General features: G+C 57.8%; 16 protein-coding genes and 3 tRNA genes. 12 read left to right on the top strand and 7 right to left on the bottom strand.

The window, feature by feature from the left end; translation table 11 throughout:
* Positions 1 to 24: 24 nt before the first annotated feature.
* Both DSD31_RS05025 and xni read left to right on the top strand, forming a co-directional pair.
* Positions 25 to 1968, top strand: coding sequence for a sigma-54-dependent Fis family transcriptional regulator (locus DSD31_RS05025; protein ID WP_097358118.1), 1944 nt, complete (start codon positions 25 to 27; stop codon positions 1966 to 1968).
* A gap of 120 nt (positions 1969 to 2088) precedes the next feature.
* On the top strand, positions 2089 to 2850 hold the full coding sequence (gene xni / locus DSD31_RS05020; RefSeq protein ID WP_004867019.1) for a flap endonuclease Xni: 762 nt from the start codon (positions 2089 to 2091) through the stop codon (positions 2848 to 2850).
* Between the two features lie 53 nt (positions 2851 to 2903).
* Here the strand turns inward: xni and fucO are convergent, their stop codons facing one another.
* Both fucO and fucA read right to left on the bottom strand, forming a co-directional pair.
* Entirely contained in the window at positions 2904 to 4052 is a 1149-nt protein-coding gene (gene fucO / locus DSD31_RS05015; RefSeq protein ID WP_015585851.1) for a lactaldehyde reductase, read from the bottom strand.
* Positions 4053 to 4077: 25 nt separating this feature from the next.
* A complete protein-coding gene (gene fucA, locus DSD31_RS05010) occupies positions 4078 to 4725 on the bottom strand; it encodes an L-fuculose-phosphate aldolase (protein ID WP_004867024.1) in 648 nt (215 codons plus the stop codon).
* Positions 4726 to 5327: 602 nt separating this feature from the next.
* Here fucA and fucP point away from each other — a divergent pair.
* The 5 genes from fucP to fucR all read left to right on the top strand — a co-directional run bounded on the left by fucP (position 5328) and on the right by fucR (position 11159).
* Positions 5328 to 6638 (top strand): L-fucose:H+ symporter permease, encoded by a 1311-nt coding sequence (gene fucP, locus DSD31_RS05005; protein WP_004867025.1) that lies wholly within the window; start codon positions 5328 to 5330, stop codon positions 6636 to 6638.
* A gap of 30 nt (positions 6639 to 6668) precedes the next feature.
* Positions 6669 to 8444, top strand: coding sequence for an L-fucose isomerase (fucI, locus tag DSD31_RS05000; protein ID WP_104896882.1), 1776 nt, complete (start codon positions 6669 to 6671; stop codon positions 8442 to 8444).
* Between the two features lie 99 nt (positions 8445 to 8543).
* Entirely contained in the window at positions 8544 to 9962 is a 1419-nt protein-coding gene (fucK, locus tag DSD31_RS04995; RefSeq protein WP_004867030.1) for an L-fuculokinase, read from the top strand.
* A 1-nt stretch (position 9963) separates the two neighbouring features.
* Positions 9964 to 10386 (top strand): L-fucose mutarotase, encoded by a 423-nt coding sequence (gene fucU / locus DSD31_RS04990; RefSeq protein WP_004867032.1) that lies wholly within the window; start codon positions 9964 to 9966, stop codon positions 10384 to 10386.
* 56 nt (positions 10387 to 10442) lie between these two features.
* Complete coding sequence (gene fucR / locus DSD31_RS04985) at positions 10443 to 11159, top strand: L-fucose operon activator (RefSeq protein ID WP_004867034.1); 717 nt, start codon at positions 10443 to 10445, stop codon at positions 11157 to 11159.
* A 63-nt stretch (positions 11160 to 11222) separates the two neighbouring features.
* Here the strand turns inward: fucR and rlmM are convergent, their stop codons facing one another.
* The 3 genes from rlmM to gcvA are packed head-to-tail and all read right to left on the bottom strand — an operon-like array spanning position 11223 to position 13648.
* Entirely contained in the window at positions 11223 to 12323 is a 1101-nt protein-coding gene (rlmM, locus tag DSD31_RS04980; protein ID WP_004867036.1) for a 23S rRNA (cytidine(2498)-2'-O)-methyltransferase RlmM, read from the bottom strand.
* The gene (locus DSD31_RS04975) at positions 12316 to 12711 is read right to left on the bottom strand and encodes a DUF423 domain-containing protein (RefSeq protein WP_004867038.1); all 396 of its coding nucleotides are present in this window, start codon (positions 12709 to 12711) and stop codon (positions 12316 to 12318) included. The genes rlmM and DSD31_RS04975 overlap by 8 nt, the downstream gene beginning before the upstream one ends.
* A 19-nt stretch (positions 12712 to 12730) precedes the next feature.
* The gene (gene gcvA, locus DSD31_RS04970) at positions 12731 to 13648 is read right to left on the bottom strand and encodes a glycine cleavage system transcriptional regulator GcvA (RefSeq protein WP_015585849.1); all 918 of its coding nucleotides are present in this window, start codon (positions 13646 to 13648) and stop codon (positions 12731 to 12733) included.
* Between the two features lie 443 nt (positions 13649 to 14091).
* On the opposite strand from gcvA, the gene csdA reads away from it, so the two are divergent.
* Together csdA and csdE are read left to right on the top strand one after the other, a co-directional pair.
* Positions 14092 to 15297: a cysteine desulfurase CsdA gene (csdA, locus tag DSD31_RS04965; protein WP_015585848.1), complete on the top strand. Its 1206-nt coding sequence runs from the start codon at positions 14092 to 14094 to the stop codon at positions 15295 to 15297.
* On the top strand, positions 15297 to 15728 hold the full coding sequence (csdE, locus tag DSD31_RS04960) for a cysteine desulfurase sulfur acceptor subunit CsdE (protein WP_004867043.1): 432 nt from the start codon (positions 15297 to 15299) through the stop codon (positions 15726 to 15728). Before csdA ends, csdE begins: the two co-directional genes overlap by 1 nt.
* Before the next feature lie 418 nt (positions 15729 to 16146).
* Here csdE and tcdA read toward each other — a convergent pair whose 3' ends face one another.
* On the bottom strand, positions 16147 to 16965 hold the full coding sequence (tcdA, locus tag DSD31_RS04955) for a tRNA cyclic N6-threonylcarbamoyladenosine(37) synthase TcdA (protein ID WP_015585847.1): 819 nt from the start codon (positions 16963 to 16965) through the stop codon (positions 16147 to 16149).
* A 133-nt stretch (positions 16966 to 17098) separates the two neighbouring features.
* Positions 17099 to 18196: a murein transglycosylase A gene (gene mltA, locus DSD31_RS04950; RefSeq protein WP_004867047.1), complete on the bottom strand. Its 1098-nt coding sequence runs from the start codon at positions 18194 to 18196 to the stop codon at positions 17099 to 17101.
* Between the two features lie 215 nt (positions 18197 to 18411).
* On the opposite strand from mltA, the gene DSD31_RS04945 reads away from it, so the two are divergent.
* The 3 genes from DSD31_RS04945 (at position 18412) to DSD31_RS04935 (ending at position 18738) form a co-directional block, all read left to right on the top strand.
* A tRNA-Met gene (locus DSD31_RS04945) sits at positions 18412 to 18488 on the top strand.
* Positions 18489 to 18538: 50 nt separating this feature from the next.
* A tRNA-Met gene (locus tag DSD31_RS04940) sits at positions 18539 to 18615 on the top strand.
* 46 nt (positions 18616 to 18661) lie between these two features.
* Positions 18662 to 18738: transfer RNA gene (locus tag DSD31_RS04935), tRNA-Met, on the top strand.
* The last annotated feature ends 189 nt before the right edge of the window (positions 18739 to 18927 follow it).

The following is an 18927-nucleotide window of genomic DNA, read 5'->3' as shown; positions in this document are numbered from 1 at the left end:
GGCGTCATTTAACGGAGGTCCACCATGCTCAATCCTGAATCCCTGTCCGATACGCCCGTGCTCATCGACCCGGCGTCGAAAGCGTTTCAGAGCCTGCTGGACAAGCTGGCGCCAACGGAAGCCACCGTCCTGATCGTCGGCGAAACCGGCACCGGTAAAGAGGTGGTTGCCCGCTATCTTCATCATCACAGCACGCGTCGCCACCAGCCGTTTCTCGCCGTTAACTGCGGCGCGCTGACCGAAAGCCTGGCGGAAGCTGAACTCTTCGGCCATGAAAAAGGCGCCTTTACCGGCGCGGTGCAGAGCCACCCCGGCTGGTTTGAAGCCGCCGAGGGCGGGACCCTGCTGCTCGATGAGATCGGCGAACTGAGCCTGCCGCTGCAGGTCAAGCTGCTGCGCGTGCTGCAGGAGCGGGAAATTACCCGCGTCGGTTCGCGCAAGGCCATCAAAGTGAATGTGCGGGTCATCGCCGCCACCCATGTCGACTTAGCCCAGGCAATCCGCGAACGCCGCTTCCGCGAAGACCTCTATTACCGTTTGAATATCGCCATCGTGCCGCTGCCGCCGCTGCGCCAGCGCCGCCAGGATATTCCTCAGCTGGCCAATCACTTTTTAACGCTGTATGCCCGCCGGCTGGGTCGTCCGACCCGCCGCCTGGCGCCGGAAACGCTGGCGAGACTGATGGACTATCCGTGGCCCGGCAATATTCGCGAACTGGAAAATACGTTACATAACGCGGTTCTGCTCAGCAAAGAGGAGGAGATTACGCCCGCGCAGCTGCGGCTGAGCACGTTGCACGATACGCCGGCGACAGCTACGGATAATGAACTGGATAGCTTTATCTATCAGCAAATTAACCAACCAGGCGAGGCGCTGTGGGAGCGCATCACCGGGGCGCTGATCCGCGGAGCGATGGCCCACTGCGATGACAATCAAAGCCAGGCGGCGGCGCTGCTGGGCATCAGTCGCCATACTTTACGCACACAGCTGGCCAACATTGGACTGATTAAAAGCCGTCGGCGGGTAGAAACCACGCCGCGCCCGCTGTCCGGCGCCGTTTCCGCCGACCGCGAGCTACGTATTGGCTATCAGCGTTTTGGCAACCTGGGCATTTTAAAGGCCCGACAGAGCCTGGAAAGCGCCTTCGCCCATCTCGGCGTCAGCGTGCTGTGGAGCGAATTCCCGGCCGGGCCACAGCTGCTGCACGCCCTCGCCTGCCACGAAATCGATTTTGGCACCACCGGCGAAGCGCCGCCGGTCTTTGCCCAGTCCGCGAACAGCGAACTGGTGTACGTGGCGTGGGAACCGCCCGCGCCGCAGAGCGTAGCGATGGTTGTCCCGCAACATAGCGCGATCCGCACGATTGCCGACTTGCGCGGAAAACGTATTGCGTTGAACAAAGGGTCAAACGTGCACTGGCTGCTGCTGCAGATTCTCGAGGAGGCGGGGCTGGGCTTAAATGACGTCAGGATTGTCTACACCCCGCCCAAATACCCGCTGACCGCCAGCGACTATCTGGCGGTGGATGCCTGGATGATGTGGGATCCGCTGTTAAGCGACGCCGAACACACCGGGGAGTTACGGGTGGTGGCCAACGGCGAAGGTCGGGTGCAAAACCATCAGTTCTACCTGTCGCGCCGCGACTACGTAACGCGTCACGGCGATATCATGCAACGCCTGCTGCACGAGCTGACGCAAACCGGACAGTTTATCGATCGACGGCGGGATGAAGCCGCCGGACTGCTGGCGGCGGAGCTGGGGATTAACGTCGCATCGCTCTCGCTGGCGTTGGCCCGCCGCAGCCATCGCCCGCGGATGATGGATCTCAAAGTGATCCGCGCGCAGCAAACCATTGCCGACCGTTTTTATGCGCTGGGCCTGATCGGCAAGCCGGTTTCGGTCCGCGAAGCGGTCTGGTACGGCGAGGCCACCAACAGCGAACCGGGCCTGCTGCTGCACGCTGATTAAGCCTCTTTGCGGCGCATCTTCCTGAATGCCCCCGTGCCGATAGCCTCTCCACCACGGCAATGATACCCTTAAGGTTCTGTGAATAAGGGCCGGTTTCGACAGGCTCGCCTGGAGGTATCTGTGGCCGTTCATCTGTTAATTGTCGACGCACTCAATCTGATCCGCCGTATTCATGCGGTGCAGGGATCCCCCTGCGTTGACACCTGCCTGCACGCGCTGGAGCAGCTCATCGTTCATAGCCAGCCAACCCATGCCGTGGCGGTTTTTGATGACGAAGATCGCGCACACGGCTGGCGACACCAGCGCCTGCCGGAATACAAAGCCGGACGCGCGCCCATGCCGGAAACCCTCGAAGCCGAAATGCCCGCCCTTCGCGCGGCCTTTGAGCAGCGCGGGATCCGCTGCTGGGCTTTAGCAGGCAACGAAGCGGATGACCTCGCCGCCACGCTGGCAATCAAAGTCGCCCATGCCGGACATCAGGCGACGATCGTCTCTACCGATAAAGGCTATTGCCAGCTGCTGTCGCCGACGATTCTGATCCGCGACTACTTTCAGAAACGCTGGCTGGATGCCCCTTTCATCGCCAAAGAGTTTGGCGTCACGCCGGAGCAGCTGCCTGATTACTGGGGGCTGGCGGGGATCGGCAGTTCTAAAGTCCCGGGCGTGGCGGGGATTGGCCCAAAGAGCGCGGCACAGCTGTTAACGGAGTATCAGGATCTGGAGGGCATCTATGCTCAGTTGGCGAAGGTGCCTGAAAAATGGCGCAAAAAACTGGAAGAGCATAAAGAGATGGCCTTTACCTGCCGCGAGATAGCCCGCCTGCAGACCGATTTACAGCTCGACGGCAATTTACAGCAGCTGCGGCTGGCCCCCCAGGCATAAACAAACTGACAGGGCGATGCCGGCATCGCCCTGTGCAGTGACCGCCTGAGGCACTACCACGCGGTGTGATAGAGGGTAATAATCTCCTCCAGGCTGGCCTCCCGTGGATTCCCCCCGGTACAGACATCAGCAAAAGCCGCCTGCGCCAGCGCCGGAATATCCTCTTTACGGACCCCGACGTCACGCAGATGCGGGGGAATACCGACATCGCGGTTAAGACGGAAGACGGCATCAACGGCGGACTGGCGCGCCTGCTCCAGACTCACGCCATCCACCTTCTCCCCCATCGCGCGAGCGATATCGCGGAACTTCTCGCCGCTGAAGTCGGCGTTGTAGCGCATCACGTGGGGTAACAAAATGGCATTCGCCACGCCGTGCGGCGTGTTGTAAAACGCCCCTAAAGGATGCGCCATACCGTGCACCAGCCCCAGCCCGACGTTGGAAAATCCCATGCCGGCAATGTACTGCCCCAGCGCCATCGCTTCCCCTGCCTGACTATCGCCGGCTACCGAATCTCGCAGCGCGCCGGCAATCACCTCAATGGCTTTAATATGTAGCGCATCGGTCAGCGCCCATGCCGCCCGCGTGATATAGCCTTCAATCGCATGGGTCAACGCATCCACGCCGGTCGCGGCTTTTAACGCCGGCGGCATACCGTCCATCATATCGGCATCGATAAAGGCCACCTGAGGGATATCATGCGGATCGACGCAGACGAATTTACGCCGCTGCGCTTCATCGGTTATCACATAGTTAATGGTCACTTCCGCCGCGGTTCCTGCGGTGGTCGGAATGGCCATGATCGGTACCCCCGGATTGCGGGTCGGCGATAGCCCTTCCAGGCTACGCACGTCGGCAAACTCCGGGTTAGCGTGGATAATGCCGATCGCCTTGCAGGTATCCTGCGGCGAACCACCGCCAATCGCAATCAGGTAGTCGGCGCCGCTGCGTTGAAACACCCCGAGCCCCTCCTGCACCACGGCAATCGTCGGATTAGGGATCGCGCCGGAAAACATCTCCCAGGCCAGGCCCGCGTCATCCATCCTGCGCGTCACCTTGTCGACCACGCCGCACTGCGCCAGATTCTTATCCGTGACTATCAGCGCTTTGTGATACCCCCGACGAATCACTTCATCGGCTAACGCCGCCACCGCTCCCCGGCCGAACCATGCCGTCTCGTTTAAAATCATTCTGTTCGCCATCGTCGCCTCCCGCTCGCTTTGCGAATCACTCTTCGATACGTAACCCGTAGGTTTTGAATTTTTCCAGTACGATGGCAATGGCCTCGTCGTCCAGCACCGGAACAGGATCGACGATCGCCAGGGTACTGAGATAGAGCTGCGCCAGAACCTCGACCTCATGCGCCAGCCACAGCGCTTTTTCCAGATTCTCTTCGCAGGCAATCAGGCCATGGTGCTGCAGCAGCGTCGCTTTGCGGTTTTTTAACGCCACGGCGACAAACTCTGACAGCTCGCGGGTCCCAAAGGTGGCGTATGGCGCACAGGGAATGGAGTTCCCCCCGGCAGCAGCAATCATGTAGTGGATCGCCGGGATCGGGCGATTGAGGATCGATACCGCCGTGCAGTGCACCGCGTGATTATGCACCACGGCCTGTGCATCGGGCCGGGTCTGGTAGGCGGCCATATGAAAACGCCACTCGCTCGACGGCAGTTTCCCCTGCTCGTGCTGACCGTTGGCATCGATCCACACGATGTGAGATTCAGTAAGTTTTTCATAAGGAATACCCGTCGGCGTAATCAGCATTCCCCCGTCATAACGCACGCTTACGTTCCCGGCGGTGCCCTGATTCAGCCCCAGCCGGGTCATTTCCAGGCAGGTATCAATAATCTGCCGCGCCAGTCTGTTCCGTTCCATTTATTTACCTCTCTCAGCAATTCAACCCCGGGCCAACAGAACCGCTTTCGCGTTGCTTTCCGGCCGTGTTGAGTCAGTTTTATATTTACTGGCTATCATCATATTGAATAATCAGAAGGGAATTTACATTCGCGTATTCTGTGACCGCCATCAATTAATTACCCTGGTTTAATCAGGTCGCAATCTTTTTTCGTCGTGAAAAATGCCCGTAATTATTTTTCTTGCTCTAAACGGGCAATTTAACTTGTCATTTAACAACTGACCGTTTTCACCACAATAAATTAAATCGGGCAACGTCGCTGTGGCTTTTAAATTAATTTCACTCAAACGGTCATTGTTTTACAGAAATTAAAGTGATAGCAATCACATAAAACCACCGTTATTGGGCGAAGTGTGACCGTTATCATATTAAAAGACCTTTTTTATTTGAAAATGACCTCATGAGTTCATTCACACACCCCTAATTATTCAAGAGACGCTGTTGCGGCGGGCTGAGAATAACGAGGACGTCGGCACAGGAACTCACCCGGTTGACGGTCTGGTGAGTCATGCCAACCGCACGCCTGAAATGCTGAACACGCTTCTGAACTGATGAGGATGCTATGGGAAATACAACAATACAAACGCAGAGTTTTCGCGCGGTGGATGTCGGTCAACGTCAGCGCTACATTATTCCATTCGCCTTGCTGTGCTCATTATTTTTTCTTTGGGCTGTCGCCAACAATCTCAATGATATTTTGCTACCCCAGTTTCAACAGGCCTTTACATTAACTAACTTCCAGGCGGGTCTGATTCAGTCGGCATTTTATTTTGGTTACTTTGTCATTCCGATCCCCGCCGGAATATTGATGAAAAAACTCAGTTATAAAGCCGGAATAATTACCGGGTTGTTTTTGTATGCGTTCGGCGCCGCGTTATTCTGGCCCGCCGCAGAAATTATGAATTATACTTTATTTCTCATCGGACTTTTTATTATTGCCGCCGGTCTCGGGTGTCTTGAAACGGCAGCAAACCCTTTCGTCACGGTATTAGGCCCGGAAAGCGGTGGCCACTTCCGTCTCAATCTGGCGCAAACCTTTAACTCTTTCGGCGCCATTATTGCCGTTGTATTTGGGCAAAGTCTTATTTTGTCTCATGTGCCACATCAATCGCCGGAGGTGCTCGATAAAATGGCGCCCGAGCAGCTCAGCGCCTATAAACACAGCCTGGTCTTGTCGGTCCAGACCCCGTACATGATTATCGTCGCCGTGGTGCTGCTGGTCGCTCTGCTGATTATGCTGACAAAATTTCCGGCGCTGCAAAGCGACGACCACAATGAAAGCGAACCCAGCTCCTTCGTGGCCTCATTCAGCCGCCTCGCCCGCATTCGCCACTGGCGCTGGGCGGTCCTGGCGCAGTTCTGCTACGTCGGCGCGCAAACCGCCTGCTGGAGCTATCTGATCCGCTATGCCATTGAAGAGATTCCCGGCATGACCCCAGGTTTCGCCGCCAACTACCTGACCGGCACGATGGTGTGCTTCTTTATTGGCCGCTTTAGCGGGACCTGGCTTATCAGCCGCTTTGCCCCGCATAAAGTCCTTGCCGCCTACGCCCTGCTGTCGATGGTGCTGTGCCTGATCTCCGCCCTGAGCGGCGGGCATATCGGCCTGCTGGCTCTGACGCTGTGCAGCGCGTTCATGTCCATTCAGTACCCGACCATTTTCTCGTTGGGGATCAAGAACCTGGGACAGGACACCAAATACGGATCGTCGTTTATCGTCATGACCATTATTGGCGGCGGGATCGTCACGCCGGTGATGGGCTTTGTCAGCGATGCCGCCGGCAACATCCCCACCGCTGAACTGGTTCCGGCCCTGTGCTTTGCCATCATCTTTATTTTTGCCCGTTTCCGTTCACAAGCGGCAACGAACTGAACATTTTCCGAATAACGTGAGGAGTCTGTAATGAAAAGAATCAGCTTACCAAAAATTGGTATTCGCCCGGTGATTGACGGACGTCGGATGGGTGTACGCGAGTCGCTGGAAGCGCAGACCATGAATATGGCAAAAGCCACCGCCGCGCTGATTAGCGAGAAGCTCCGTCATGCCTGCGGCGCGCAGATCGAGTGCGTGATTGCCGACACCTGCATCGCCGGTATGGCGGAATCCGCCGCCTGTGAGGAGAAGTTCAGCCGCCAGAACGTCGGCGTGACGATCACCGTCACCCCTTGCTGGTGCTACGGCAGCGAAACCATCGACATGGATCCGCTGCGCCCGAAGGCCATCTGGGGATTTAACGGCACGGAACGCCCCGGCGCCGTCTATCTGGCCGCCGCGCTGGCCGCCCACAGTCAGAAAGGGATCCCGGCGTTCTCGATCTACGGCCATGATGTCCAGGATGCCGACGACACCACCATCCCTGCCGACGTTGAGGAAAAGCTGCTGCGTTTTGCCCGCGCCGGGCTTGCCGTTGCCAGTATGAAAGGGAAAAGCTATCTCTCCGTGGGGGGCGTTTCGATGGGCATCGCTGGCTCCATCGTCGACCATAACTTCTTTGAATCCTGGCTGGGGATGAAGGTCCAGGCGGTTGATATGACCGAACTACGCCGCCGCATCGACCAGAAAATCTATGATGAAGTTGAGCTGGAAATGGCGCTGGCCTGGGCGGACAAAAACTTCCGCTACGGCGAGGACCAGAACGCGCAGCACTATAAGCGCGATGAAGAACAGAGCCGCGCGGTGCTGAAAGAGAGCCTGCTGATGGCGATGTGTATTCGCGACATGATGCAGGGCAACGAGAAACTGGCAGAAAAAGGGCTGCTCGAGGAGTCGCTGGGCTACAACGCCATCGCCGCCGGCTTCCAGGGCCAGCGCCACTGGACCGATCAATACCCGAACGGTGACACCGCCGAGGCGCTGCTCAACAGCTCCTTCGACTGGAACGGCGTGCGTGAGCCTTTTGTCGTCGCCACCGAGAACGACAGCCTCAACGGGGTAGCGATGCTGATGGGCCACCAGTTGACCGGTACCGCGCAGGTGTTTGCCGACGTGCGCACCTACTGGTCGCCGGATGCGGTTGAGCGGGTGACCGGTCAGCCGCTCACCGGGCTGGCGGAACATGGCATTATTCACCTGATTAACTCGGGCTCCGCCGCGCTGGACGGCTCCTGCCAACAGCGGGATGAAGAAGGTAAACCAACGATGAAACCGCACTGGGAGATTTCGCAGAAAGAGGCGGATGCCTGCCTGGCGGCAACCGAATGGTGTCCGGCGATTCATGAATACTTCCGCGGCGGCGGCTACTCTTCGCGCTTCCTGACCGAAGGCGGCGTGCCGTTTACCATGACCCGCGTCAACCTCATCAAAGGTCTGGGGCCGGTGCTGCAAATTGCCGAAGGCTGGAGCGTCGAGCTGCCAAAAGCGATGCACGACCAGCTGGATGCCCGCACCAACTCCACGTGGCCCACCACCTGGTTTGCCCCGCGCCTCACCGGCAAAGGCCCGTTTGCCGACGTCTATTCGGTGATGGCCAACTGGGGGGCTAACCATGGCGTGCTGACTATCGGCCACGTCGGCGCTGACTTTATTACCCTCGCGGCCATGCTGCGGATCCCGGTCTGCATGCATAACGTGGAAGAGGGCAAAATCTACCGGCCATCCAGCTGGTCCGCCCACGGCATGGATACGGAAGGCCAGGATTATCGCGCCTGTCAGAACTACGGCCCGCTGTATAAACGTTAATGCGGCTTTGCCCGGTGGCGCAAGCTTACCGGGCCTACGGGCACATCAGCCGTAGGCCGGATAAGCGCAGCGCCATCCGGCGACGTTTATGGAGTTATTATGAAAAATGAAGTCATCCTCGTCCTTGACTGCGGCGCCACTAACGTGCGGGTTATTGCCGTCGACCGTCAGGGGAAAATTGTCGCCCGGGCCTCAACCGCCAACGCCAGCGAGCGCGCCGCGGAGAACCCTGCGTGGCACCAGTGGTCGCTGGAGGCTATTCTGCAACGCTTCGCCGACTGCTGTCAGCGCCTCTCGGCCGAACTGGCCGCGTGCCGGATTCGCGGCATCACGGTGACCACCTTCGGCGTTGACGGTGCGCTGGTCGATGAGCACGGCGCACTGCTCTACCCGACGATCAGCTGGAAATGCCCGCGCACGCTCGCGGTGATGGAGAACATCGGACGGCTGATTGCCCCGCAGCGCCTGCAGGAGATCGCCGGCGTCGGGGCATTCAGCTTCAATACCCTGTATAAACTGGTGTGGCTGAAAGAACATCACCCGCAGCTACTGGCAAAGGCGCACGCCTGGCTGTTTATCTCCTCGTTGATCAATCACCGTTTAACCGGGGCCTTTACTACCGATATCACTATGGCAGGCACCAGCCAGATGCTGGATATTCATCAGCGGGATTTCAGCCCCGAGATTCTGGAGGCTACCGGGATACCGCGTCGTCTGTTCCCTACGCTGGTCGAAGCGGGAGACAGGATAGGTTCGCTCCGCTACGATGCCGCCGCGCGGCTGGGACTCCCCGCCGGCCTCCCGGTGTTCTCCGCCGGTCACGACACGCAGTTTGCGCTGTTTGGCGCCGGTGCTCAGCAGGATGAACCGGTGCTCTCCTCCGGTACCTGGGAAATCCTGATGGTACGTACTGGCGAGGTCAACACCGCCTTGCTTAGTCAGTATCCCGGCTCAACCTGCGAGCTGGACAGCCGGGCCGGGCTGACAAATCCCGGGATGCAGTGGCTGGCCTCCGGGGTGCTGGAGTGGGTTCGTCAGCTGCTGTGGACGCCCCAGACGCCCTGGCAAACGCTGATTGATGAGGCGCGGCTGATTCCCGCCGGCGCAGAAGGCGTGAAGATGCAGTGCGATCTGCTGGCCTGCCAGAATGCGGGCTGGCAAGGCGTCACGCTCAATACGACCCGCGGCCATTTTTATCGCGCGGCGCTGGAGGGGTTAACCCGCCAGCTGAAAAATAACCTGCGCACCCTGGAAAATATCGGCCACTTTAAGGCCAGAGAACTGCTGCTGGTCGGCGGCGGCAGTCGCAACGTGCTGTGGAATCAAATCAAAGCCGACATGCTCGAGATACCGATTAAGGTGCTGGATGACGCCGAAACCACCGTGTCAGGGGCTGCGATGTACGCCTGGTCAGGCGCCGGCGAGTTTGCCAGCGCCGGGCAGGCCCGCTCACAGGTCCACTATCAGTACCGCTACTTCTACCCGCAAACCGAACCCGAACTGTCAGAGGGAGTATGAAATGTTAAAAACGATCTCTCCGCTCATTTCCCCTCAACTCCTCAAGGTCCTGGCCGAGATGGGCCACGGGGATGAGATTATTTTTTCTGATGCGCACTTCCCGGCCCACAGCATCGGGCCTCAGGTGCTGCGCGCCGATGGCCTGCAGGTTAGCGATCTCTTACGCGCGGTCATTCCGCTGTTTGAGCTCGACAGCTATGCACCGCCGCTGGTCATGATGGCGGCGGTCGAAGGCGATACGCTCGACCCGCAGGTGGAAATGCGCTATCGCGACGCGCTCTCACCACAGGGTCCCTGTCCGGATATCGTCCGTATCGACCGCTTTGCCTTCTATGAGCGGGCGCAAAAAGCCTTTGCGATCGTTATCACAGGCGAACGCGCTAAGTACGGGAATATTCTTTTAAAAAAAGGGGTAACGCCGTAATCTCATGCCGGAGCGTCCGCCTGATGCGGACGCTCATCGAATGACAGGGTGAGAACATGAAAGCGGCACGCCAGCAAGCGATAATAGACCTGCTGATCAACCATAGCAGCCTGACGACGGAAGCCTTATCGCTACAGCTCAACGTCAGTAAAGAGACGATTCGTCGCGATCTGAGCGAGCTACAATCGCGGGGAAAAGTGCTGCGTAACCACGGTCGGGTCAAAATCATTCATCGGGAAAGCCAGGACAGCGGCGATCCTTTCCATATTCGCCTCAAAAGCCACTATGCCCATAAAGCGGATATCGCCCGCGGCGCCCTGGCCTGGATTGACGAAGGAATGGTGATTGCCCTCGACGCCAGCTCCACCTGCTGGTATCTGGCCCGCCAGCTGCCGGATATCAACCTGCACGTCTTTACCAACAGCCAGCCGATTTGCCAGGAGCTGAGCAAACGCGAAAACATTCAGCTCACCTGTTCCGGCGGCACGCTCCAGCGCAAATATGGCTGCTACGTCAGCCCTTCGCTGATCTCTCAGCTCAAATCGCTGGAGATCGATCTGTTTATTTTTTCCTGCGAAGGCATCGATAGCCACGGCGCGCTGTGGGATTCAAATACGGTGAACGCCGATTTTAAATCGCTGCTGCTCAAACGCGCGGCGCAATCGCTACTGCTGATCGACAAAAGTAAGTTTAATCGTTCGGGGGAGGCCAGTATTGGTCACCTGGATGATGTGACACACATTCTTTCGGATGCGCAGATAGCGGCAAAATAGCCGGCGAGGCAAGAGAGAAGAGAGCCCGGATAACGAAGCCGTTATCCGGGACGCGACGCGGGCTTAGCGTTCGTCGCGACGACCGCCAACGGCCGCCCACAGGCGACGGACGTGAACGGTCACCTCTTCACGATCGTGATACAGCTGGCGCGCCTGGATCTGGGCATTAATCCCGTGTTCATCCAGCTGCTCCTGGATATAGGCGAGGTTGCGCGACAGCTCTTCATAGCGCTTTTTCATCGGCAGCTTAAGGTTAAAGATGGTTTCCCGGCACCAGCCGTTCACCAGCCATTGCGCCATCAGCGCCGCCACTTTCGCCGGTTTCTCCACCATATCGCACACCATCCACGAGATGTTGTTGCGCGTTGGGCGATACTTGAAGCCATCTTCACGCAGCCAGGTCACCTGCCCGGTATCCATCAGACTCTGCGCCATCGGGCCGTTATCCACGGAGGAGACCCACATGTTGCGCTTCACCAGTTGATAGGTCCAGCCGCCGGGGCAGGCCCCCAGATCCACCGCATACATCCCGTTGCCCAGACGCTCGTCCCACTCATCTGCCGGGATAAAGACGTGAAACGCCTCTTCCAGCTTCAGCGTAGAACGGCTCGGCGCATCAGACGGGAACTTCAGACGCGGGATCCCCATATAGAACGGCGAGTTGTTGGTGGTGTACGAGTAACCGGTATAGCAGCAGCCGGGGGCAATAAAGAACACATGCACTACCGGGCGCTTCGGCGTTTCATAGTTGGTGAGCACGCCCGCTTCACGCAGCGCAGCGCGCAGCGGAACCGTCAGTTTACGGCAGAACTTCATCAGCTCTTTGCTTTCATTGGTATCGGCCACTTCCACCCGCAGATCGCCGCCCTTCTCGACCACGCCCTGCAGCATCCCGACAATCGGCGTGATGCGATCTTCCGGCGGCAGGTCGCGCAGCAGTTCACCGGCCACAAACATCTGACGGGCGAAAACCAGCGAGCTGAACGGCAGTTCACGCACCAGTTTGTCGCCATCTTCCATCTGATAGCATTCAAAAATGACATAGCCAGAGTCTTCTTTCACTCGGGCAAAACCAAACACCTCAAGGCGGGAGGCCTTATCGGTAATTTCTGCTGCGCACTCCTTCTCAAACCCGGGGCGACAATAGAGGACAACCTTATTCATGAACAACGCCCTTACGTTTCAGACGAATTGCACCAATTAACATTAAAACCCAACCGGCGAGGAAGCTCACGCCTCCTACCGGCGTTACGAACGCCCACAGGCGTAAATGCGACAGCGCCAGGCAATAGAGACTGCCGCTGAACAAAACGGTACCGAGCGCCATAAAGACGCTGCTCCAGTAGAACCAGATACTGATACGGCGCTGCATCGCCACCGCCAGACCAAAAATAGCCAGCGTATGGAAGGCCTGGTATTCAAGCCCGGTATGAATCCAGGCCATTTCCGCCGCGCCTAACGTCCGGCTTAAAACGTGCGCGCCAAAGGCGCCCAGAGCAACAAAGACGAAACCGCTTATCGCGGCAAATATCAGCATAAATCGGCTGGTCATGTTTTTACCCTACAATCATTTATTGTTCGTAACGAAAACGAAATTTTTCTTGTTCGCTCGCCGCTTTCGCCAGTATCCATTGTCGGAAGGCGGCTATTTTACCCAGTTCAGCCTGACTGTCATGACAAACGAGATAAAACGCATTCTTACTGACCAGAACATCATTAAACGGGCAGACCAACCGGCCGGCCTCGATTTCGGACTGGGACATCACATTATTGGCCAGTGCGACCCCTTGCCCGTGAATAGCCGCCTGCAGCACCATCGCGCTGTGGCTGAAAATAGGCCCCTGCTGCACATTAATATGGCTTAGACCAAGCTGACGGGTATAAGTTTGCCAGTCGCGGCGGGAAGCATCGTGCAACAGCGTATGTTGCGCCAGATCCGCAGGTGTTTTCAATGCTTTGTCACCGGTCAGCAGCGCCGGCGAACAGACGGGCAGCAGATATTCGGCGTACAATTTTTCGACGCGCAGACCTGGCCAGTTGCCGCGGCCATAGAAAATCGCCACGTCGACGTCATCCGCCAGTTTGTCTTCCTGACGGTCCACGGCCTGGATTCTGACATCAATCCCCGGATAAGCTGAGTTAAAGCTTGAGAGTCGCGGCACCAGCCACTGGATCGCAAAACTGGGCAATAAACTCACCGTTAAGGCCCCTTTTGCGCTTCGCGCCTGCAGTTTACGCGTCGCCTCGGTCAGCTGCGAAAAAATCTCTTTAATATCCTGAAAATAGCTCTGGCCTTCTTCCGTCAGCAGCAGCGATCGATTGCGGCGGCGAAACAGCTTCAGCCCTAGAAAATCCTCTAGTGACTTGATTTGGTGACTTACTGCGGCCTGCGTCACAAAAAGCTCATCTGCTGCGCGAGTGAAGCTTAAATGACGTGCGGCTGCATCAAAAACACGTAATGCATTCAGGGGCGGTAATCGCTTTGACATGGTTATTCTGGCTTAGATGTTAAGGCGTTTTAACAAACAGGAAACAACAGTTAACCTATTAGTTTTTTTTATCTGAGCCATTATAATTTGTCCGTTGAGGTTCTACCAGCAAATACCTATAGTGGCGGCACTTCCTGAGCCGGAACGAAGAGCTTTTTTTGGAATGCGTGTTCCAACAAGCTTTTGGCTTACGGTTGTGATGTTGTGTTGTTGTGTTTGCAATTGGTCTGTGTTTGCAGACCATGGTAGTTAAGCTACCCTTTTCACTTCCTGTACATTTACCCTGTCTGTCCATAGTGATTTAATGTAGCACCGCAACAAGCGGTGCTTTTTTTTGCCTGTCTGCCGCCGCGCTGACCAGAATCTCCTCCTCTCTTCCTTTCGCCAGCCTTGCCCTGATGACTAAATTGCGCGACGATCGTCGTATTGCAACGAGGAACTCCATGAACGCATTCAATCCTGCTCACTTTCGCGCCCAGTTTCCTGCGCTGGCCGATGCCGGCGTTTACCTTGATAGCGCGGCGACGGCGCTGAAGCCGCTCGCCACGATCGACGCCAGCGACCAGTTTTACCGCCTTAGCGCGGGCAACGTTCATCGTAGCCAGTTTGCCGCCGCGCAGCGCCTGACTGAACGCTATGAAAATGCCCGTGAGCGCGTGGCGGCGCTGCTGAATGCCCCGTCCGCGAAAGATATCGTCTGGACGCGCGGCACCACCGAAGCCATCAATATGGTGGCGCAGAGCTATCTTCGCCCGCGCCTGCGGCCCGGCGATGAAATCATCGTCAGCGAAGCGGAGCACCATGCCAACCTGGTTCCCTGGCTGATGGTCGCAGAGCAAACCGGTGCCCGGATCGTGAAGCTGCCCATCGGAGCCGATCGCCTGCCCGACGTCGCCCTCCTGCCTTCTCTTATTACGCCGCGCAGTCGGCTGCTGGCCATCGGCCAGATGTCCAACGTGACCGGCGGCTGTCCGGACCTGGCGACGGCAATCCGCCACGCACACGACGCCGGAATGGTGGTGATGGTTGACGGTGCTCAGGGGGCGGTGCATTTTCCCGCCGACGTTCAGCGGCTGGATATCGATTTTTATGCGTTTTCCGGCCATAAGCTGTACGGGCCCACGGGAATTGGCGCGCTGTACGGCAAAAGCACCCTGCTGGATGCCATGTCGCCGTGGCTCGGCGGCGGCAAAATGATTACTGAAGTCACGTTCGAAGGTTTTAAAACCCAGCCCGTACCCTATCTTTTGGAGGCCGGGACGCCAAACATTGCCGGCGTCATTGGCCTGAGCGCGGCGCTGGAGTGGCTGGAAGAGACCGATATCGCCCAGGCCGAAAGCTGGAGCCGTAGCCTGGCGACGCTGGCGGAAGATGAGCTGGCGAAGCGGCCAGGCTTTCGCTCCTTCCGCTGTCAGGAGTCCAGCCTGCTGGCGTTTGACTTCGCCGGCGTACATCACAGCGATATGGTAACCCTGTTGGCGGAGTCGGGTATTGCGCTGCGTGCCGGACAGCACTGCGCCCAACCGCTGCTGGCGGCCCTGGGCGTTAGCGGTACCTTGCGCGCCTCGTTTGCCCCCTATAATACTCAGGATGATGTTTTCGCGCTGGTTCATGCCGTTGACCGCGCCCTGGAAATACTGGTGGATTAATGACGACTTCTCACCCTTTTGGTACCCGCATCACCGCAGAGACCTTACGCCAGACGTTTATCCCGCTCAGCCAGTGGGAAGATAAATACCGCCAGCTGATTTTATTGGGTAAGCAGCTGCCTGCGCTGTCGGATGACCTGAAAGAACGGGCGAAGGAGATTGCCGGCTGTGAAAACCGCGTCTGGCTGGGCTATAGCGTTGATGCTGACGGTAAGCTGCACTTCTTCGGCGATAGCGAAGGCCGGATTGTGCGCGGTATGCTGGCGGTGCTGTTGACTGCCGTTGAAGGGAAAAGCGCCAGTGCGCTGCTGGCACAGGATCCGCTGACGCTGTTTGATGAGCTGGGGCTACGCGGTCAGCTGAGCGCCTCGCGCAGTCAGGGGCTGAGCGCGCTGAGCGCAGCGGTGCTCGCCGCCGCCCGCGAGGGGTAATTTCTCTTTTAACCTCCCCCGGTGGCGCTACGCTGACCGGGGCTACAAGTTCGATGCAACCGGCAAGCCCGGACAGCTGCGCTGCACCACCTTCGGGAAACCCAGTTCAAGACCTGCAACCCCCGGTGGCGCTGCGCTGACCGGGGCTACAAGTTCGAAGCAACCGGCAAGCCAGGACAGCTGCGCTGCACCACCTCCGGGAAACCCAGCTCAAGACCTGCAACCCCCGGTGGCGCTGCGCTGACCGGGGCTACAAGTTCGATGCAACCGGCAAGCCCGGACAGCTGCGCTGCACCACCTCCGGGAAACCCAGCTCAAGACCTGCAACCCCCGGTGGCGCTGCGCTGACCGGGGCTACAGGCTACAGTCGGCGCCATACCGTCGCCCGGGCAAGGATTGACCCCGCTGCCCGGGAGAGTTACCCGGCAGAAGCCGCCTCACGCTCCGCCTTCGCCAGCATTTTCTTCAGCGCATGGGACACGGCGACAAAACCGAAGGTCGCGGTGACCATCGTCGCTGCGCCAAATCCGGAGGCGCAATCCATTCGTTTCGGGCCATCGGCGGTGCTCTTCATCGCGCAAACGCTGCCGTCGGCCTGCGGATAGACCAGCGCTTCGGTGGAAAAAACGCAATCCACGCCAAGCTTACCTTTGCTGTTCTTGACCACCCCGAACTGACTCTTCAACCGCTCGCGCAGCTTTGCCGCCAGCGGATCCTGAATAGTTTTCGCCAGATCGGCTACCTGAATCTGCGTCGGGTCGATTTGCCCGCCCGCGCCGCCGGTGGTCACCAGCGGCACCTTATAACGGCGACAGTAGGCGATTAACGCCGCCTTGGGCCGTACGCTGTCAATCGCATCGATCACATAGCTGAAGCCGATGCCGAGATACTCCGCGACGTTTTCCGGCGTGACAAAATCGTCCACGACCGTCACCCGACACTCGGGGTTAATCAGACGAATACGCTCGGCCATCACCTCGGCTTTCGCCAGCCCGACGTTGCCCCCCAGGGCATGAACCTGTCGGTTAGTGTTAGTGACGCAGACATCATCCATATCAATCAGGGTAATCGCGCCAATCCCGGTTCTTGCCAGCGCTTCCGCCGCCCAGGAGCCCACGCCGCCGATACCGACCACGCAAACATGCGCGTCGGCAAAACATTGCAGCGCTTTTTCACCATATAAACGCGCCGTGCCGCCAAAGCGTTGACGCCAGGCATCGCTGATTACAACAGACATAAAACCTCAGAATGCATCAGGGCCTGCCAGCGCAAGCCCCATCGTGCGAATAAAAGATCAATGCGACCGCCAGGCGCTCCCGGAGACGGCGCGTTGCGCCGGTCCGGGCGACAAAATATCAGACGGTAGCGCGTTAACCGCTAAAGACGTTGCCGGCGCCCGGGGCATTTTTCAGCACCCAGACGCGACCATAGTGGTTATACCAACCGGCACGGTGACCGGCATCTGCGCCGATCCCCTGGTAGATATCGAAGTGCTGGCCTTTAATCGCCCCACCCACATCCAGCGCAACCATCAGACGCAGCTCGTACTGCCCGTTAAACTTGCCGTTATTATCCAGCAGAGGCACTTCCGCCAGCAAGGTCGTTCCCGGCGGAATAATGCTGCGGTCAGAAGCCACCGAGGCGCGACCAATCAGTGGCACCGCGCTGGCGCCTTTTACCGGGGCAAAGGACTGCGGTTTAAAGAAGACGAACGACGGGTTCTGTTCAAGCAGCTCGCGAACTTCGGCTTCACTATGTTTCTCGCCCCATTCACGGATCGCCTGCATCGACATATCTTCTTTCTTCACTTCACCGCGATCGATCAGGACCTTACCAATGCTGCGATACGACCAGCCATTTTTCCCGGCATAGCTAAAGAAGTTCAGCGGAGAGCCGTCGCCAAAATCGATATAGCCGCTGCCCTGCACGTCCATAATAAAGTTGTCCATCAGCGAATTGCTGTAGGCCAGAATATAGTCGTCGCTCAGGGCGCCGGCATAAATGCTGGCGCGGGACGGCAGCTTACCGCGCTTCGGCGGCATGCGATAAATCGGGTACTGGAATTCGCCCTGGCGAGTATGGCGCGCCTGCACCACCGGAGTGTAGTAACCGGTGAACTGAACGTTGCCATAGCTATCGGCCCCCTGCATCTGCCAGGCATCAATGCCGAACTGGCTCAGGGTGCGGGTATCGCCACCGGCGCGCAGCCACTCCTGCAGCGCGTTATAGACGTTGCTCTGGCTATTATAAAGGCGCGGTGAGGCGCTGCGAATCTGACGGACCTGCTCGGAGAAGTCCCCGGCGTTAATCGGCGAACCGACCGCATCAGGCTGGTTAACCAAAGAGAACGGCTGGGTAAACTTCCCTTCATTATACTGCTGACCGCGATCGGTCGGTTTTGAGGAACAGGCGGCGAGCATCGCCAGCATTGCTCCCGTCGCTATATACTTTGCCCAACATCCTTTCATGGTATCTCTTCTTTATGCTGCTTAGTCGCGGTTCGTGATGAGGGAAGATAACAAACCCCCAGGGCTATTGAAATGCGCGAAAGCACCACAAATACAATCTTGCTCAAAAAACAAGCCGAAAGTGGTTCTTTATACACCATTTATTACAAATTTGATGATTTTACTGAAAAAGGGTTGCATCAAAACGCGAGCGGAGTATAGTGCGCTTCCACGGACGCGGGGTGGAGCAGCCTGGTAGCTCGTCGGGCTCATAACCCGAAGGTCGTCGGTTCAAATCCGGCCCCCGCAACCAATTAAAATCAGATAGCAGTAAGCTTTACTCGATGGAAGAGTAAAGACGGACGCGGGGTGGAGCAGCCTGGTAGCTCGTCGGGCTCATAACCCGAAGGTCGTCGGTTCAAATCCGGCCCCCGCAACCAATTTAAAATCTGATGCATAATTTACTCGATGAAGGGTAAAGACGGACGCGGGGTGGAGCAGCCTGGTAGCTCGTCGGGCTCATAACCCGAAGGTCGTCGGTTCAAATCCGGCCCCCGCAACCAACACAATGAACACCCTGACGGGTGTTTTTTTGTTTCTACGTACCGGTCACGGTCACGCCAGCAATACTCTCTACTCTTCTTCCCCGCCGCCAGTCAGGCGCGATGGATACCCGTCACGTTAATACTGACCTTTTCTTACCACGATGATGTCAGATGCGCCATCGCCTCCCCTTACGGAGCGGAAATGGC

Origin of the sequence: Klebsiella sp. X13, from assembly GCF_003323835.1 — a bacterium.
Classification (GTDB): Bacteria; Pseudomonadota; Gammaproteobacteria; order Enterobacterales; family Enterobacteriaceae; genus Klebsiella; species Klebsiella ornithinolytica.
The sequence above is the reverse complement of the archived record's forward strand: the minus strand, read 5'-3'. Positions and strand labels throughout refer to the sequence as shown.